This is a genomic window from Acinetobacter guillouiae, assembly GCF_002370525.2.
GTDB lineage: Bacteria > Pseudomonadota > Gammaproteobacteria > Pseudomonadales > Moraxellaceae > Acinetobacter > Acinetobacter guillouiae.
The window spans coordinates 2,256,710-2,273,658 of the sequence record NZ_AP014630.1 but is presented as its reverse complement, the minus strand read 5'-3'; the positions used below and the strand labels follow the sequence as shown (position 1 = coordinate 2,273,658).

Annotated in this window: 18 protein-coding genes and 1 pseudogene; 8 read left to right on the top strand and 11 right to left on the bottom strand. The window is 35.1% G+C overall.

The window, feature by feature from the left end; genetic code table 11:
- The first annotated feature begins 162 nt into the window (after positions 1-162).
- Positions 163-1,026 carry a DMT family transporter gene (locus tag AS4_RS10525; protein WP_167468942.1) on the top strand — a complete coding sequence of 288 codons (864 nt, stop codon included), beginning with the start codon at positions 163-165 and terminating at the stop codon, positions 1,024-1,026.
- 158 nt (positions 1,027-1,184) lie between these two features.
- A pseudogene (locus tag AS4_RS10520) lies at positions 1,185-1,675 on the top strand (pyridoxamine 5'-phosphate oxidase family protein).
- Positions 1,676-1,681: 6 nt separating this feature from the next.
- On the opposite strand, the gene AS4_RS10515 reads toward AS4_RS10520, so the two are convergent.
- Positions 1,682-2,272, bottom strand: a complete 591-nt coding sequence (locus AS4_RS10515) for a uracil-DNA glycosylase family protein (RefSeq protein ID WP_096734093.1) — start codon at positions 2,270-2,272, stop codon at positions 1,682-1,684.
- 344 nt (positions 2,273-2,616) lie between these two features.
- Positions 2,617-3,366 (bottom strand): 3-oxoacyl-ACP reductase family protein, encoded by a 750-nt coding sequence (locus AS4_RS10510; protein WP_004821478.1) that lies wholly within the window; start codon positions 3,364-3,366, stop codon positions 2,617-2,619.
- 106 nt (positions 3,367-3,472) lie between these two features.
- On the opposite strand from AS4_RS10510, the gene AS4_RS10505 reads away from it, so the two are divergent.
- The 3 genes from AS4_RS10505 to AS4_RS10495 all read left to right on the top strand — a co-directional run bounded on the left by AS4_RS10505 (position 3,473) and on the right by AS4_RS10495 (position 6,364).
- A complete protein-coding gene (locus AS4_RS10505; protein WP_096734092.1) occupies positions 3,473-4,432 on the top strand; it encodes a LysR family transcriptional regulator in 960 nt (319 codons plus the stop codon).
- A gap of 139 nt (positions 4,433-4,571) precedes the next feature.
- Entirely contained in the window at positions 4,572-4,946 is a 375-nt protein-coding gene (locus AS4_RS10500; RefSeq protein ID WP_096734091.1) for a Cif family virulence factor, read from the top strand.
- A 176-nt stretch (positions 4,947-5,122) separates the two neighbouring features.
- Positions 5,123-6,364: a Bcr/CflA family multidrug efflux MFS transporter gene (locus AS4_RS10495; protein WP_126606914.1), complete on the top strand. Its 1,242-nt coding sequence runs from the start codon at positions 5,123-5,125 to the stop codon at positions 6,362-6,364.
- Positions 6,365-6,370: 6 nt separating this feature from the next.
- Here the strand turns inward: AS4_RS10495 and AS4_RS10490 are convergent, their stop codons facing one another.
- Complete coding sequence (locus AS4_RS10490) at positions 6,371-7,405, bottom strand: AraC family transcriptional regulator (protein WP_096734089.1); 1,035 nt, start codon at positions 7,403-7,405, stop codon at positions 6,371-6,373.
- Between the two features lie 64 nt (positions 7,406-7,469).
- Here AS4_RS10490 and AS4_RS10485 point away from each other — a divergent pair, with 64 nt between their 5' ends.
- On the top strand, positions 7,470-8,414 hold the full coding sequence (locus AS4_RS10485) for an alpha/beta fold hydrolase (protein ID WP_096734088.1): 945 nt from the start codon (positions 7,470-7,472) through the stop codon (positions 8,412-8,414).
- Between the two features lie 79 nt (positions 8,415-8,493).
- Here the strand turns inward: AS4_RS10485 and AS4_RS10480 are convergent, their stop codons facing one another.
- Positions 8,494-9,195, bottom strand: coding sequence for a hypothetical protein (locus AS4_RS10480; RefSeq protein ID WP_096734087.1), 702 nt, complete (start codon positions 9,193-9,195; stop codon positions 8,494-8,496).
- Positions 9,196-9,720: 525 nt separating this feature from the next.
- Between AS4_RS10480 and AS4_RS10475 the strand changes: the two genes are divergently transcribed.
- Entirely contained in the window at positions 9,721-10,080 is a 360-nt protein-coding gene (locus tag AS4_RS10475) for a hypothetical protein (protein ID WP_096734086.1), read from the top strand.
- 128 nt (positions 10,081-10,208) lie between these two features.
- Here AS4_RS10475 and AS4_RS10470 read toward each other — a convergent pair whose 3' ends face one another.
- The 7 genes from AS4_RS10470 to AS4_RS10440 all read right to left on the bottom strand — a co-directional run bounded on the left by AS4_RS10470 (position 10,209) and on the right by AS4_RS10440 (position 15,792).
- Positions 10,209-10,523 carry a hypothetical protein gene (locus AS4_RS10470; protein WP_096734085.1) on the bottom strand — a complete coding sequence of 105 codons (315 nt, stop codon included), beginning with the start codon at positions 10,521-10,523 and terminating at the stop codon, positions 10,209-10,211.
- Positions 10,524-10,611: 88 nt separating this feature from the next.
- Positions 10,612-11,325, bottom strand: coding sequence for an SGNH/GDSL hydrolase family protein (locus tag AS4_RS10465; RefSeq protein ID WP_096734084.1), 714 nt, complete (start codon positions 11,323-11,325; stop codon positions 10,612-10,614).
- 117 nt (positions 11,326-11,442) lie between these two features.
- Positions 11,443-11,715, bottom strand: a complete 273-nt coding sequence (locus tag AS4_RS10460) for a hypothetical protein (protein WP_096734083.1) — start codon at positions 11,713-11,715, stop codon at positions 11,443-11,445.
- 101 nt (positions 11,716-11,816) lie between these two features.
- Positions 11,817-12,560 (bottom strand): SDR family oxidoreductase, encoded by a 744-nt coding sequence (locus tag AS4_RS10455; protein WP_004720558.1) that lies wholly within the window; start codon positions 12,558-12,560, stop codon positions 11,817-11,819.
- Between the two features lie 43 nt (positions 12,561-12,603).
- Positions 12,604-13,302, bottom strand: coding sequence for a histidine phosphatase family protein (locus AS4_RS10450; RefSeq protein WP_004720559.1), 699 nt, complete (start codon positions 13,300-13,302; stop codon positions 12,604-12,606).
- Positions 13,299-14,420, bottom strand: a complete 1,122-nt coding sequence (locus AS4_RS10445; RefSeq protein WP_096735509.1) for a phosphotransferase family protein — start codon at positions 14,418-14,420, stop codon at positions 13,299-13,301. The genes AS4_RS10450 and AS4_RS10445 overlap by 4 nt, the downstream gene beginning before the upstream one ends.
- Positions 14,421-14,553: 133 nt before the next feature.
- On the bottom strand, positions 14,554-15,792 hold the full coding sequence (locus AS4_RS10440; protein ID WP_096734082.1) for an acyl-CoA dehydrogenase family protein: 1,239 nt from the start codon (positions 15,790-15,792) through the stop codon (positions 14,554-14,556).
- A 106-nt stretch (positions 15,793-15,898) separates the two neighbouring features.
- Between AS4_RS10440 and AS4_RS10435 the strand changes: the two genes are divergently transcribed.
- Complete coding sequence (locus tag AS4_RS10435) at positions 15,899-16,816, top strand: LysR family transcriptional regulator (RefSeq protein WP_096734081.1); 918 nt, start codon at positions 15,899-15,901, stop codon at positions 16,814-16,816.
- Positions 16,817-16,949: the final 133 nt, after the last annotated feature.

Here is a 16,949-nt window from a genome sequence, read left to right as displayed (position 1 = left end):
ACCACGTATTTTAAAAATAAGAAATCTGAGAAAACGCGTTAGATTGAATAGAATTGTACTGGTAAAAATAGCATAACAGTTATTTAAAATTGTACTGTAGTGTACATATATATTTCCAGTCAATAGCGATTAAATCATCATAAATTGACTGAGTAATTGATGATGGATAAAACAAATATTGGCTGGCTGAATGGTTTTATTGGTGTCGCGATTTTTGCTGGCTCTTTGCCTGCAACCCGTATTGCCGTCATGGGGTTTAGTCCAGAATTTTTAACCACAGCTCGAGCAGCCATTGCAGGAAGTATTGCTTTAATCTGCCTGTTTATTTTACAGCAATCAAAACCTACTTTTGCCCAATTTAAATCATTGGTTATTGTGGCTTTAGGTGTGGTGATTGGTTTTCCATTATTTACGGCCTTAGCTTTACAAACAGTATCCTCGGCACATGCTATTGTCTTTGTTGGTCTCTTGCCTTTATCGACTGCAATTTTTGCAGTTTTACGTGGGGGTGAAAAACCTGCTACACAATTTTGGTTATTTGCCTTAATTGGCAGCGCCATTGTGGTTGGATTTATGTTTTATGAAAACCGTAATTTAAGTTTTAGTGTGGGTGATCTCTATATGCTTGCATCAATTGTTGTCTGTGGATTGGGTTATGCTGAAGGTGGAAAGCTTTCAAGAGAACTGGGTGGATGGCAAGTGATTTGTTGGGCTTTAGTGGTTGCATTACCCTTGATGCTTATCTCAAGTCTATATTACCTACCATCAAGCTTTGCAAATATTCATTGGCCAGAAACAATTGGTTTAATCTATGTGTCACTGTTTAGTATGTTGATCGGTTTTATTTTTTGGTACAAAGGTCTAGCGTTGGGCGGAATTGCCAAAGTTGGACAAATTCAATTGGTACAACCGTTTATTGGTTTAATGCTTTCAGCGGTTCTATTGGGTGAGCATGTAAGTTTTGCAATGATTGTTGTTTGTTTTGCAGTTGTGATCTGTGTTGCTCTGGCAAAACGATTTGCATAGGAAATGGAAAAGCTTAAGCATTTATTGACTATATCTGTATATCGATTTAATCAAGTACAATGGGATAAATGCCTAAGCTAAAACAAAAACTGTCAATTACAGATATGGTTTATTTTGCTAATTTTATTCAACATGTTGACGCTTTAAGGAGAAAAAACATGAGTGATTCTCAAAATTGGCAACAAATAATAAAAACCATTTCAACTGTTCAACGTGCCTCTATGCATTGTTCGATTGCAACTGTCGATCAATTGGGGCAACCCAATATAACGCTTATAGGAACAGTATTCTTAAAAATGATCAAACTGGATTTTTCTTTGATACTTATAGTGAATCATTTAAAGAAAACATTCCTAACAATAGCAAAGCATGTTTACAAGCAGTGAATAGCAAACGTTTTTTCTGGTTGAAATCGATGATTCTTGGTAAATTTTCAGATTTTCCCGGTGTTCGTTTAAATATCGAAATTGGTGAACTACGTATTGCCACTGCTGAAGAATTAATAATGATTGAACAGCGTATCAAACCACTCTCATGGACTAAAGGGAGCCAATTGATTTGGTCTAGTTTTACCCATGTTCGAGATTTTAACGTGACTGGTTTTAAATGGGTTCAATACCCAACCATGATGCCAAATTATGAGTTTTAAACTTACTTAAAGTAAGCCTATTTCATTAAATAAGTTCTTATATGCCTCTGCCTTCTTATCCAGTGCTAATGGATACGCTCTTGATGAAGAAGGCATCCGATATAAACCTATCTCTCGTCCAGCAAATATAGCTTGTGAGGATTGCCCTATCTGTGGCTTTTCAGTTTCTTCAGGCATAGATAACATCAAGGTATCTGTTGCCTTATCTCCAGTGGTCATGATGCTGTTACATTCAGGAATTTGCGTTAAAAGCTGTGCTAGGTCTGTGGGGGTTTTAATCTGTAGGAATTTATCTGAGGCATTTCCTTTTAAGCGAATAACTTGATACGCCGTATCAAAAATTGCGATACCTTTTTCGATTAAGAACTCACGAATGCGTTGTTCTTTAAAATTTTTATTGGGTAAATCTAAAAAGTGGTCTTTATTTTCAAAGAAAATAAGCCCAAAAATCCGCCACATATCATTTTGATAATTCGGATAGTAAAAATCCATCTTCCATCTGCTTTGAGGCGGTGGAAAGCTACCAAGCATCAATAGCTTGGCATTTGCAGGAAGAAATGGTTTGAGTGGGTGGGTTTCTATTTCGATATCAGTCATTTATTAAAAGAACCAAAGTTTATAATTTAGTGAAAAATTTTAATGATTTTATCTGGATTTTAATTTTTTACCTATGCCTTTTGGTATCTCTAATTTGTACTTTCAATTTATTACAGAAAATTCGGAATACTCCTTTTTATACAGCACATTCAACCTGTTTATCTGATAAATGCAACTCCATTTTAAAGCTTGCTTCTTATCCGAAATAATCTATTGAAACAGTATGATTTGTGAATTGTTTTTAACCCTCTATAAATAGAGGGCTTTTCCATAGATATGGGATAGAAAATTTCAATTCATTTTCTAACTACTGAACATATAAATTTTATTTTGATTCAAAGGAATTAAGCAATAAAACCACCATCGACACTTAATTCAGCACCGCTAATATAGCTCGCCTGTTCACTCGCTAAAAATAAAACAGAATTCGCAATATCAATGCCCTCGCCATATCGACCTACTGGGATATTAGGCAATAATAGGCTTGCTATTGGTCCATCTATAGGGTTCATATCAGTATTGGTTGGACCAGGATGAATGGTATTAATTGTAATACCTTTAACGCCAAGCTCCCTAACTAATCCTCGTGAAAATCCTGTGATTGCGCCTTTTGTAAGAATATAAATTGATGCTCCACTAAAACCAGAATAATTGACCATCGTACTGCCTATATTTATTATTCTTCCGCCTTTCCCCATATGTTTTAAACTTTCACGAGTGGCCAAAAATACCCCCATAATATTGACAGCCACCAATCGCTCGAAAGCACTGATTGATACCGACTCTAGACTGCCTAAATGACTTATTCCAGCATTGTTGATTAATATATCGATTTTATGGAATTTTTTAGCAACATCTTCTATCGCTTTGATTAGCATTTCAGGATTCCCTGAATCTGCCTTTATCGCTATGGCTTGCCCACCATGAAACTCGATTTCTTTAATCAATTCTTCAGCTTTGATTTGCGAAGAATGATACGTAAAAGCAACTATAGCGCCATGGGCGGCTAACGTCTTGACAATTTCAGCACCAATACTTCGCGATCCACCGGTAACTAACGCAACTTTTCCAACCAGCGATAATTTATTTAACATTTCACATTACTCTTTTATTAAAGTCTCCCGACTATAAAATCAGTACTCATTGTGAAGTAGAGTGCTTTTGCTATAATCTTTTTCAAGTAAAAATTGAAAATAGAATATGGAAACGCTGTCTAATCTCGAATCATTTATAAAAAGTGCAGAATATGGAAGTTTTTCTGCCGCAGCACGACATTTAAGCCTAACACCTGCCGCAGTGTCTCGAAATGTAGCGCAGTTAGAGCAAAATTTAGGTGTTCGGCTTTTTCATCGAAGTACCAGAAATCTTAAATTGACGGAAGATGGTGAACACTTTTTTATCAGTATTCGAGACAGTTTAAATAGTATTCAGACAACTATTTCAGAATTTAATGTTGATTCGAGTAAGCCAAAAGGCATTTTAAAAGTCAGTTTAAGTGCTGGATTTGGGGTGGAATATATCCTGCCATTGATGCCTGAATTTATCAGCAACTATCCAGATATCAAACTTGAGTGGCACTTATCTAATAGACAGGTCAACTTAATAACAGATAATTTTGATGTGGCAATTGGAAGTGGGATTAAATTAGGTCAAGGCATTATTATCAGACCACTATCCCCGCTGCACATGATTATTGTTGCCTCACCTGATTATTTAAAACATAAAACACGGCCCAATCATCCAGCGCAAATCTCCGATTGGGATGGGATTGTCATGAAATCCCCTCAAACCGGTAAGTTACATGAATATCAATTTACAGGTCCAAATGAACAAGAGTTTTACTTAAATTTAAATGAAAAACTTATCGCAGATGATCCAAGTGCATTACATCAAGGTGCCGCTTTAGGATTAGGTGTTGCTGCGATATCCACTGCTCATGCAAGAAAATATATAGAAGATGGAACTTTAATTAGAATCCTACCTGACTGGTATGCAGATTTAGGGAATACCAATCTTTATTTTTCTAGCAAAAAACACATGCCAGCAAAAACTAGATGTTTTATCGATTTTATCGCGCTTAAATTTGAACAGCTAAAATTGAATCAACAACTATCTGCTTTGAATATGGGAAAAAACACCACACTTTCAATTAAAAATTAGTTTTATTGACAGATTTTCAACAAATCGGAATAACTGTTTCAACTGTTCTGTAGCTACAAGGGACGCTTCAATACAACAATAATGTATTGATCAGTCGTTAGATACGGCCCCTATCTAGAGCAATGTTGGAGATCCATTTATGAATACTACGAATATACAAAATACTGAAAATCGTGAAATAACAGAAACTTTAGCTGTTTTAGAAAGGCATTTAAATGCTTTCCGCTTAGGTGATGTGGACTTAACAGTGCAAGACTATGCATCTGATGCCATCATTATCAATGGAACCGATACGGTAATACGTGGTACCGATCAGATTCGAGAAACATTTATAAGTGTATATCGGGATTTTTTCCCTGAAGGTACACGTGAAATTAGTATAGAAGAAAAAACAGTCTATGGTGAAGTCGCCTATATTCGCTGGTCAGCGCCTAATGCAAAAATGGCCACGGATACGCTGATTGTGAAAAACAATAAAATCGTGGTGCAAACCTTTGCTTGTCATTTCGGTTAACGAATCTCAGAAATAAATACATGTCAGCTGAATTTAAATTAGCCAATACATTCTATCTAGACATTCCCAAAATGGATGAAATGCTTCTTATTTTAAGCAATGAGCACAATGCATAAATCTGAGTGACGCTGTTTTTTTTCATCCATTCTGCGGAAGATCATCATTTAGGTAAGATTATGCCTCGATCACCCCATATACAGAAATCCAATGATACCCCCTCTGAAACAAAACCTTATACCCTGGCATGGATCAGTATTTTAAGCTTTTTAACCTTACTCGGCCCTATGTCAATAGATATGTATTTACCTGCATTTCCTGAAATTGCAGTAGAATTTGGTGTGACAACCAGTGTTGTATCATCATCATTGCCCGCATATTTTTTAGGTTTAGTCATTGGTCAACTTATTTATGGCCCGATTAGTGATCGATTTGGACGTAAACCACCGCTATATTTTGGATTAACTTTATTTGTGATCGCATCTGTTTTGTGTATTTTCACCACACAAATAGATCAATTGTTAATGACAAGAGTATTGCAAGCTTTAGGTGGTTGCGTTGGAATGGCGATGGTACGTGCGACGATTCGTGATCGATTAACACCTAAACAGTCTGCAAGAGCTTTATCCAGCATGATGCTCATGATGGGACTCGCACCAATTCTTGCACCGATATTGGGTGGATGGTTTTTAGTCAATTGGGGATGGCAAAGTATTTTCATTTTCCTTGCCTGTTTCGGTGTCATCAATATTGTTCTTGTGCATTTTTATTTTGAAGAAACACTGAATCACCATAAAAGAAAATCTCTTCATGTCGGCGATATTTTTATCAATTATTTCCATGTTTGTCGGGACAAAAGTTTTTTAACCCCTACACTTATAGGTAGTTTGTCTTATGCAGCATTCTTTTCTTATATTGCCGCTGCACCAGCGATTTTCATTGATCAATTCCAGATAAAACCTGAAAATTTTGGTTATTATTTCAGTATAAATGCCGCTGGCTTGATTATTTTCTCGCAAATCAATCTTCGTCTGATTGGTCGATTTAGCCTTATAAGAATCTTATTACTCGGTATTCTGATTCAAGTGATGAGTGCGATTTGGCTATTTATCTCGCCTCGATATGATTTGGTCAATCTATCCTCAACCATGCTCGGATTGTTTGGTCTTGTCGCAGGTCTTGGATTGGTAAGTGCAAACAGTAATGCATTGGCATTATCTCAACAAGGTCAACGTGCAGGTACTGCAAGCGCACTTCAAGGTGCTATTCAATTCTTAATTTGCTTAATTGTGGTGCCGATCAGCCATACCTTTCATTTTAATCCACTTATGAATCTATCAATGATTATTATGATTTGTACAATGCTGGCATTAATCCTCACAATGATATATCAGAAAAGCCAACTAAATTTCACTAGATGATTGATATTACATTTGTTTTCTAACAATATTTGGTGTTTTTCCTGTCCATTGCTTAAATGCGTGAATAAACGTGCTCTGTTCTGAATACCCGATTAAAGTTGCAATAGTTGTTAAATTTAAACTTTTATCCTTTAAGTACTCTAAAGCTAATTTTTTTCTTGTATCCTGTAATAATTCACGAAAAGTTATACCTTTATTGAGTAGCTGCCTATTTAAAGTACGCGGTGAAACAGCAAGGCTAGATGCAATTAAGGCCAATTTAGGTTCGCCTAAAGCGATATGATGAATAATCTGTAACTGAACTTTTTTTATGAGTTCGTCTTTATATTCTAAGTCTTTTAATAAATCATATGTCTGCTTTGTTAGTATAGATTTTAAAATCGTATCAGGCATTAGATTTTTAATATCAAAAACTGATTTATCAAACTTAATCCACATATCATTTTGTTCAAAATTGATTGGACAAGAGAAGAAATCTATCAGTTCTTGAGTGTTATCTTTAGCAGCGTTTCTTATTCCTAAAGCGATCGGCTTAACTTCAAGACCCGTAAGTATTTTTATAAATTGAACTGGAGCAGCTAAAGAAAATAACTCTTCTTGATAACCTGGTAAACAGAGTTCGATTTTTCCGACAATAACAAAGTCTTTCTCACTTTCTCTTATCTCCAATTCGTGGACATCAAAAAAGATCTTTTGAAATAATTTCATTAAATTTAAAGATTCGGCTAAATTTTCACTGCTATAAAGTAAATATCCAGCTATTCCAAAGCTATTAAATCTTATCGTTTTTGCAAAATTCAAACTAAAATTTGGATCTCCTGTTATTTCCTCTGCAGTTTTCAAGTATCTACGCCATTCTTTCATAGGTAAAAAATCAGTATTAAAATCAAAATCTAAAACCTTTCTCATCATTTCATGATCAATCTTTAGTTCACTTAAATATTGATGCAACCATTGAAAGTAATATGTAGATATTCTTGCTATTGCCATAAAAATTTCTATTTTGGCGTGAATTTCTAATTTATAGAGTGATACTACCAATTTTTCTCCTAGAAGAAATACGAAAATATCTATTGAAAGCCTAAAAAAGTTCTAAGGGATTTATATGGAAATTAAACTTATTCATAAACTGAATAAAATCAAACAGAATTTTTCATTCATCAGTGAGGTGCTTAATAAAGAATTAGGATTGAAAGAAATTCCATTATCTGAGCTGCGTAGTCGATATGAATCGGTACATTTTAGATATGCCATGATCCAAGGAATGAATGTACATTTCACAGATCAGGGACATGGACAAGTCATTGTCCTACTGCATGGCATATTGTCTTCTTTGCATACATGGGAAGCTTGGGCTGAGTATCTAAAAAAAGACTATCGAGTTATAAGTATTGATTTACCTGGATTTGGCTTAACAGGCCCACATCCTCAAAAAAAATATCATCCTGATGATTATGTTGAATTTCTTTCTGAATTTATTCAACATTTAGATATACACGATTTTCATCTAGCAGGTAATTCAATGGGTGGATTAATTGCATGGTTATTTACTAGAAAATTTCCCAACAAAATAGGTAAATTAATCTTATTAAATCCAGGCGCATATCATTTCAAACCTAGCAAGATATTAAAACATATCTTAGATTCAAAATTATTAATACTCGCCAAGCTAACAGCGCCTAGAATATTATTTAATTTAGGATTAAAAGATGTATACAGCAATAAACAACGAATAACCCCTGAAATTTCTCGACGATATCATGAGCTTTTTTTACGCGAAGGTAATAGAGAGGCTATGCTTGAATTAGCTAAAATATTAACAGAAATAAATCTGAAAGATGAGCTAAAAAAACAAATAAAATATATTAAAAATCCAATTTTACTTCAATGGGGTACTGACGATAAATGGTTGCCATCAACGCAGATTAATAAATGGGAAAATGATGCAAAAAATATAACTGTTATAAAATATGCAGGAGTTGGTCACATACCAATGGAGGAAACTCCTAAAATGACTGTAATTGATGCTAAGTCCTTTATAGATCAGTAATATAGTTATGGCTAGATGTTCAAAATCAATGTATTTAAACCACCCGCAGGTGGTTTAAATGCGACAAACACAATAAAACTCAGTAGCCATTCGCGCTTAACTTAACTCTAAAAGGCTCTGTTTGATTTTTCATCATTTCCTTCATCTCTGCTGTGATCTCAACACCCATCTCTTCAAGCATTAACAAACCAAATTCTGAAGTGCTCTCTGCAAAATTTTTGTTATCTATTAACATTTGAGCAAGCTTTACATTTTTAGGAAAATCAGGGAAAAACTCATTAAAGTCTTTTTTATCTTCAATTCCAAAATAGATAAATCTTCGCCATTCATTAGTTTGAATATCGCGTATAAAAATTATGTCAGCTTCAGTCTGCATAGGCTTTTTGAATATTTCATCTTGTGATTGCATAGGCACAACACAAACTTCACCTACACTAGAAATATAGTTTAATTTTGGTTTTAAAAATGTAGAATCTATATTTTTATAAGATCCATCTTTGGCTAAATCTTGCTGTAATTTAATGTCTTTTCTGTACTCAGCATCGCTGATCCATTCACCTGAAGAAAAAGTCTGTCCTTGATGCTTAGGTTTAAGTTTACGATCATATTCAATCTGATCATAAAATTTTAGAACATCATCAAGTGAACCATTTTTTAGTATTTCGACTTCCTTGTCCCCTTGCTTATTAAAAATTTCATAGCTTTTTTCACACTGTAAGTTCTCTGCAAAGGTGAAACTTGATGCTAAGGTTGTTAAAGCAATAATGAATAATTTTTTCATGAAATACCCTCTTAATATTTTGGGGATAAGATACTCAGGTTGAGATCAGAAATAAACCTTACAAAAAATTTATTTAACACAACACATTAGCTGATTTTTTCAACTTGACCACTAAGCTATTATTTTTAAATAAATTTTAGCAACATTCCGACAAAACTATTTTGCATCAAATCTCTTTATGAAGGGTCAATTCTTTATTGCTGCTGTGATTACTGGCTTTAAAAAATTGCTAGAAATTTCATATAGAACAAAGCTTTAATCAATATTCTTAGTTCTAATAAAAGTCGTTGCTTCAATTTGCCCCATATAAAAAATACAAAACTTGGCGATGTGCTGTTTTTAATCGGAAAGTTCAAATAAAATCATCAAATATCTTGAATTTGTAACAATTTCAAGATATGGTAATAAAAATCATTGCATATCTCGGTAATATATTTGATAGTTAAGGTTCTTTAAGATTTATCTAAATATTAACTGACTTTATACAACCGAAAACTTTTTCTTAACATTAAAAATCAATTCGTTATGAACATTAAACTTTTTACAGCATTATTCTTGATCATTGGCCTGTCTGCTTGCAATAAAGAGCCTGAGCAGCATGCAACTGCGCAAACAGATCGACCAACCCTCACTGCACAATTTGAACAATCAGATGAAATGATTAGTAAATATCTTGATCAACTTGATGATCCAAATACAACATTGGATGATAAGACCAGAATCGTATGTCAAGATTATCCTAAAGAATACAAATCGAATTACATGCCAAATTTACTTAAATTAAATCCAGAGAACTATACTGAAGCTAAATTACTTTCAGACTTAGATATTGCTTTAAACTATTACAAAGAAAAAGAAAATATTCAGTGTAAAGATACAAAATAGTGATGGTCATTTATCAAGTTTTAGCGCTTACAATTTTTAAAAAAAATTTAGATTAAATGTTTGTTTTATATAAATAGTTTAAGTGTTTGGTATCTAATAAAAATAGGGAGCTTAAAAGCTCCCTATTTTTAGTTCTTTTCACGGTAGTATTGATGTTTTCTTTTTGAATGGTGTTTCCAGTTTTTTCCACCATAGCAAAAAAAAGGTGTTGGCTCTGTAACCCATGAATCCATCAATGGTCGACCACGTCTGCATCTTAGTTTAAGAAAATAAGATCTATACTCAATCTCGTGTAAGAAAAAACTACTTTTTTCTTGCTTAACGCTGTAGTGGCGATAATAAGTATCTTGGCGATGTGGAAAAATTTCATCATCATAATCGCCAGTTAAACCTTTTTTAACAACGCTTACATATTGTTGTTTAAGGTGTTTCAGTTTATCCATATTTCTCTCATTAGGTAGTTAAAACCTAATAGAGAGTTTTCGCGTAATAATTCATATTTTATGTTCTTTTTGAATTTGCTTAATTTTATCACATGAATTTGCTAAAAATACACTGTGAAATTTGTTTTGCCCAAATTTGATAAATTTCCTGACTCGGGTGAAAACCATCACGTGCCATTTGTAAATTTAAAGTTTTAAAATGGGCTAAATCAAAACGAATCAATTGATAATTGATTTTATTTTCGATGAATTGGGCTAACTTCTGATTCATTGCACTCGAATACTGTCCAAACAGCCATCCCAATGGATTTGGTAATGCTGGAAACAGATTCATTGGGGGAACACCCGTGACTAAAATCATCTTTGGCAAAAACTTAGCTTCAATTTCTGTATAAAGCCCCCTTTGTTGCTGAATCCATTTTTGTGGTGAAATGAGTTTTGTGACATCGTTTACTCCCACCGATGTAATCACAACATCAAACTGTTGATTGTCTAATTGCTTGGTTCTTTGCAAAATTTCTAAGGTGCTATCTCCTGTTTTCGCTTCTAATTGATAAGTGACTTCAAAATTAGAGGTTAATTCATCGAGTAAACACCCCAATAAGGCTTCACGTTGATCTTCAACCCCCACACCTGCGGCAGCAGAGTCACCCAAAATTAAAATAGATAGTGCTTTTCCTTGTCCTATAACACCTTTTCGCAATCCTTGAGGTTCAGCTAATCGAGGTGTATTTTTCTTGACGCGATAACCTTGAAGAATTAACGCTGGAACAAGAACAATAGTAGAAATTTTTAAAAGCATATTTGAGTACCAATCCAACAAAGCTATCTCAAAATCAGTCAGAGTCAGATATAGTTTGTCGCAATATTAAAATCATAAAGTTCAATGTCGATTTGACTTAATTGTATAGCCAAGTTGCTATTGGGCTAAATCAACAAAATTTAAGGCAAAAGCAAATATAAATGTACCAATAAACTCAAAAACTAAAACCGCATACTTCCTGTTTTTGCTCATCAAATAGGCATTATAGGTCCCGATTAAAATGATACCAAGATACATTAACTTTTGAATATCATCGATTTGCATCAGGCATTGTTGAATTTCACAGTGCTTTTCAAAAGAGAAGAGATACAAGATACGCGCAAGAAAAACTAAAAAGCTGGTCAGGAAAAAACCCAATACGATAAACATATTAAAATTCTCATTATTTTTTATCCAGTTAGATTTTAAAGCTTTATCTATGCAATGCAATAAAAAAGACCCTTGATGGGTCTTTTAAAGCTAAATAAAGCTCAACCGAGTTTATTCACAATTTTTAATGGCAATATTTTCATGGCTAGTCCTATCGGCAACCAAGGCCATTGTGGTACATAAGCTTTAACAGGTTGTTTTTCAATTGCTTTAACCAATAAATGAGAACCTGTTTCAACATCGACCTCAAACGGTAGTTTTTTTGCCCCTTCATTAATTTCAGTACGAATATAACCAGGGAAAATCGTAGAAACTTTAATTTTCGTGTCAATTAACTCAGCACGTATCCCTTCCGCTAAAGCAGCTACACCAGCTTTACTTGCTCCATATGCGGTCAAGTGTTTAGGCATACCACGAAGTGCACTCATAGAAGAAATCACAACCAGATGACCAAACTTTTGCTCACGGAATATTTCAACAGCGGCTTCACACTGTGCCAATGCAGAAATGAAATTGGTTTCTACAGTTGCACGGTTAATTTCAAATTTACCATTGCCAATTCGACGACCATCACCAACACCTGCATTGACAATGATACGATCGAGCTTACCAAAGTCCTGCTTAAAAGCTCGAAAGACTTGAAAAACTTGCTCATAGTTGGTCACATCTAAAGTTTTGGCAATCACTTTGATACCATATTTAGACTCCAACTCTTGTTTTAAGCTTTCTAAACGCTCTAAACGACGCGCACAGACGGCTAAGTTATAACCTTTTTGCGCAAATTCTCGTGCCATTCCTGCACCGATTCCAGAACTTGCGCCTGTGATTAAAATGGTTTTTGCCATGACAAATTCCTTAAACTGTTTTTATATTTCTAAAAGTGCGACTTTAAATCCACGTCAATAATTGCGGATCTTCAGCCTTAATAAAATGATGTTCATTCAGACTTAGTAATTGCGGTTCATTTCCCACCAGTCTTAATGTGGTTAAACTGGTATTGGCAATTGCCCAATTCAATGCAAAGGTTTTATTGGCACTTAACTCCAAGAGTTTTCCTGCAACAACTGAAATAACTCCGCCAGAAGTAAATACGATTGCATAGCGAGGTTTGGTTTTCACTAACTCATCACATAAATTCTGTAAAGCCGTTTCTACACGGTTTTTAAAATCTGGCCAAGATTCGTCATACTCATGGTGATATTCACCACCAGTCCAACGGTCAATTGCCCCTTCAAAAATTTTTGCCAAATAGGCACGTGGACTTTTTTCTTTGGCAACATCTTGTTGAAGTAGATGCGGTTGATTAAAACGCGGATCATATTGAGCAAAAACTTGTTGGTGGTTAAATTCATTCCAATGATGGTCAGTCACAATTTGAGCATCGGAAAAACTTTCAGCCAAAGCAAAACTTGCTGTTTGCTGATGGCGTAACATTGAACCTGCAACCACATAAGGCTCTTCTTTCAAAATTTTATCGAGATATTGCCCCAATAGTTTGGCTTGTAACTCGCCATTGGGTGAAAGTTTGTCATAACTCTCTGCACCAAATGACGCTTGTCCATGACGAACGAGGTAGATTGTGGTCATTTTCCTAAAATTTCCTTAAATTTTTCAAGATATTTCTGTGCAACTTCATTGGCTTCAATTTTTTGTAAACCGATAAGTTTTAATGCACGAATATGTAAGGCATGAATCACAATCCAAAAATCTTTAAAAGCAGGATTATCTGTTTGTTTATGATAGTAACGATAATAAATTTGCTGTGCGATTACAGCTAAACGGAAAATACCAAATACTTCGTAGAATGCCCAATTATCGGGTTTTAATCCGGTTTTTTCTAAATAATATTCAACCACTTCTTTACGGGTAAGCATGCCTTTTAAATGTGTAGGCTGGCGACGGGTTGATTTAAAAATTTGGTTGTCTGTATGCTCCACCCAATAGGCCAAAGCAGAACCTAAATCCATGAGAGGATCACCAATGGTTGCCATTTCCCAATCCAATACACCAATCACTTGGGTTGGGTTTTTAGGGTCAAGAATGACATTATCAAAACGCCAATCATTGTGAATCAAACACGTGTTTGAGTCAGCAGGAATATTTTCATTAAGCCATTTACGTACAAATTTAAAACTCGGCACATTGATGGTGTGCGCCTTTTCATAACGTGCATCCCAACCTTCAACCTGACGACGACAATACCCATCACCTTTTCCAAGTTTTTCGAGTTCGGTGCCTTGATATGGAACTTGATGTAATTCAATCAGCTTGTCCAAGACATTAATACACAATTCATGCACTTGCTGTTGAGTAAAATTCAGTTCAGGGGGCAGTTTGGCACGTGGAATAATCCCTTCAATGCGTTTCATCACATAGAAGTCACAACCGATTACGGATTCATCCTGACACAGCGCGACCATTTCAGGAAGAACTGGGTAGTATGGTGCAAGCCATTTTTGTACATGATATTCACGCGCCATATCATGTGCAGATTTCGCCTTTGTCCCTTTGGGTGGGCGACGTAAAATTAAATCAGCATTGTCATATTTTAAACGATAGGTCCAGTTTGAAGCTCCGCCAGAATATTGAGTCACTTCTACTTTGCCTGAAATTTCAGATCCATTTTCAATGAGCCAATTTCCGACAGCACGAATGTCCAACTCCTCGCCTTCACGTATATTTCCACCAATATCAATGACTGACATATTATTTCCCTGAATCTTATGTTTTAAACCATACATCTATAAAGAATGATACTTTTAACTAAAAACTTCGCTTGCTCACTACTTTATATATAACACCTCTAACATAAAGCAGTTATTTTTTATCAGCAAATTGTTATTTTTTACGCGAGCCATAACCTCGTTTTTTTAATTCTAATTTTGCAATCATCCCTTTATGCACTTCATCTGGGCCATCCGCTAAACGTAAACTGCGGGCTTGAGCAAAGAATCCTGTTAAAGGTGTATCTCGTGATACGCCCATGCCACCATGAATTTGAATGGCCATATCAACTACCTTTTCAAGAACTGAAGGTGCAACAACTTTAATGGCTGAAATCTCGGTAAGCGCAGCCATAGTCCCTTGAGTATCCATTTTATACGCCGCATACAGGGTTAACAGTCGTGCTTGATCAATCGCAACACGAGCATCTGCCACACGTTCTAAATTTCCACCTAATTTAAGCACTTCTTTACCAAAAGCAGTTCGATTCATTCCTCGATCAATCATTAATTCTAATGCTTTTTCAGCAGCACCAATGCATCGCATACAATGATGAATACGACCCGGACCTAGACGCCCTTGTGCAATTTCAAACCCTTGTCCAGCACCACCAATAAAATTACTCACAGGTACACGAACTTGATTAAAACTAATTTCGCCGTGACCATGTGGCGCATCATAATCACCAAAGACAGGTAACATACGTTCAATGGTTACGCCTTGAGTCTCCACAGGCACTAAAACCATGGAATGCTGATGATGACGATCTTTGCTTTCATCAGGCGTATGCGCCATAAAGATAATAATTTTCGCATTTGGATCTCCCAAACCTGAAGACCACCATTTACGACCATTCAATACAATTTCATCACCATCTACCACTGCAGTTGCCTGCATGTTGGTTGCGTCCGATGAAGCAACTGCTGGTTCAGTCATACAGAATACTGAACGGATTTTTCCTTCTAATAACGGCTTAAGCCATTGTTGTTTTTGTTGATCTGAACCATAACGCCATAGCACTTCCATATTGCCACTATCTGGAGCATTACAATTAAATACTGTGGGTGCGATTAAACTACGGCCTGAGAGTTCTGCAATATGGGCATATTCCTGTACAGATAAACCTGCACCCAATACTGGGTCTGGTAGAAACATGTTCCAAAGTCCAGCAGCTTTTGCTTTATTTTTCAGGACTTCAAGTTGTGCTGGCCATTGCCATTTTGTCCAATCACCGCCTTGATTCAGATCATGGACTTCATTCCAAAAATCAGCTTCTACAGGTTCAATTTCATTTTTAATAAAGGCTTTGGTACGTTCTACAAATTCTTGCGCACGTGCTGAAAGTTCAAACATGCTTATCTTCCTGTAAATATATGGATAAATATTTGAATCGTGACTCTTTACTTTACCTTAGCTGAAAACCTATTATGAACCAAATGATTTAATTCAATACCTCACTATGAATATGATTCATAATAAAACCAATCTTGATATGTCGATTTTCAATCATATTGATATTAATTTATACCCGCTTTTTATCACCATTTATGAACAAAGAAATATTTCAAAAGCGGCAAAGATTTTATGTATTACTCAGTCTGCTGCAAGTCATGCTTTACAAAGACTTAGGCAGCATTTGCAAGATGATTTATTTGTTCGCGCTGGGAGTAAAATGCTGCCTACACCTTTTGCTGAACAGATTTATCCATCTGTACAAAATGCTTTATTTGCTTTTCAAAATATCTCCAAACAAAAACAACAGTTTGATCCCAGTTCAGTACAAACCTTACGCATTGCAATACATGATGAAATTGAACCGATTATTTTTCCTAAATTGATTCATCATTTTCAAAAAATGAATTTAACCATTCAGTTTCTAAGTACCAAGCTTGACCGCAAAAATGTAATTGCTGATTTGGCTGCTCAACAAGTCGATTTTGTCATTGATCTAGAACAAAATTATGGTGATAAAATTAATTATCAAAATTTGGTTCAAGATCATTTTGTGATTTGTTCTCAGCATACAAATATCAATTCTGAACTGTATTTTGCATCACCTCATATCGGTGTTTCTTCACGCCGTACTGGTTTGCTTTTAGAGGACATATATTTAAATCAAGCGCAATTCCGCCGTCAGATTTTTATGCGTTGTCAGCATTATTCAACTGCTCTGCAAGTTTTAGCACAATATCCTGATGCGATGTTAACCATTCCAAAGCAGATACTGGCACATTTACAAGTTGATCAAAGTATCAATATTTTTGAGCATCCTATTGATCTACCTGTATTAAATATGGGAATTTATTGGCACGGTGCGCTAAATGAAAATTCTAGGCATATTTATTTAAGAGAAGAAATTTCTAAAATTTTTGCTTAGGCTATTTTATAAACAATTGATTTAACATGCGTTTAACCGCTTATGTACTATCATCTCTATTCTTACGAGATTTTTTTCAATCAAGTTGGTGAAATTAAGCCACTTATCTATTCCATTCGACATTTCATACATT

What these genes read in the sequence shown, in the direction of transcription:
- AS4_RS10435 (WP_096734081.1), top strand. Translation starts at nt 15,899, where the DNA reads ATGAATATGATTCATAATAAAACCAATCTTGATATGTCGATTTTCAAT.
- AS4_RS10470 (WP_096734085.1), bottom strand. Translation starts at nt 10,523, where the DNA reads ATGGATAAACTGAAACACCTTAAACAACAATATGTAAGCGTTGTTAAA.
- AS4_RS10510 (WP_004821478.1), bottom strand. Translation starts at nt 3,366, where the DNA reads ATGTTAAATAAATTATCGCTGGTTGGAAAAGTTGCGTTAGTTACCGGT.
- AS4_RS10465 (WP_096734084.1), bottom strand. Translation starts at nt 11,325, where the DNA reads ATGCTTTTAAAAATTTCTACTATTGTTCTTGTTCCAGCGTTAATTCTT.
- AS4_RS10495 (WP_126606914.1), top strand. Translation starts at nt 5,123, where the DNA reads ATGCCTCGATCACCCCATATACAGAAATCCAATGATACCCCCTCTGAA.
- AS4_RS10500 (WP_096734091.1), top strand. Translation starts at nt 4,572, where the DNA reads ATGAATACTACGAATATACAAAATACTGAAAATCGTGAAATAACAGAA.
- AS4_RS10485 (WP_096734088.1), top strand. Translation starts at nt 7,470, where the DNA reads ATGGAAATTAAACTTATTCATAAACTGAATAAAATCAAACAGAATTTT.
- AS4_RS10445 (WP_096735509.1), bottom strand. Translation starts at nt 14,420, where the DNA reads ATGTCAGTCATTGATATTGGTGGAAATATACGTGAAGGCGAGGAGTTG.
- AS4_RS10440 (WP_096734082.1), bottom strand. Translation starts at nt 15,792, where the DNA reads ATGTTTGAACTTTCAGCACGTGCGCAAGAATTTGTAGAACGTACCAAA.
- AS4_RS10450 (WP_004720559.1), bottom strand. Translation starts at nt 13,302, where the DNA reads ATGACCACAATCTACCTCGTTCGTCATGGACAAGCGTCATTTGGTGCA.
- AS4_RS10515 (WP_096734093.1), bottom strand. Translation starts at nt 2,272, where the DNA reads ATGACTGATATCGAAATAGAAACCCACCCACTCAAACCATTTCTTCCT.
- AS4_RS10505 (WP_096734092.1), top strand. Translation starts at nt 3,473, where the DNA reads ATGGAAACGCTGTCTAATCTCGAATCATTTATAAAAAGTGCAGAATAT.
- AS4_RS10475 (WP_096734086.1), top strand. Translation starts at nt 9,721, where the DNA reads ATGAACATTAAACTTTTTACAGCATTATTCTTGATCATTGGCCTGTCT.
- AS4_RS10460 (WP_096734083.1), bottom strand. Translation starts at nt 11,715, where the DNA reads ATGTTTATCGTATTGGGTTTTTTCCTGACCAGCTTTTTAGTTTTTCTT.
- AS4_RS10480 (WP_096734087.1), bottom strand. Translation starts at nt 9,195, where the DNA reads ATGAAAAAATTATTCATTATTGCTTTAACAACCTTAGCATCAAGTTTC.
- AS4_RS10455 (WP_004720558.1), bottom strand. Translation starts at nt 12,560, where the DNA reads ATGGCAAAAACCATTTTAATCACAGGCGCAAGTTCTGGAATCGGTGCA.
- AS4_RS10525 (WP_167468942.1), top strand. Translation starts at nt 163, where the DNA reads ATGGATAAAACAAATATTGGCTGGCTGAATGGTTTTATTGGTGTCGCG.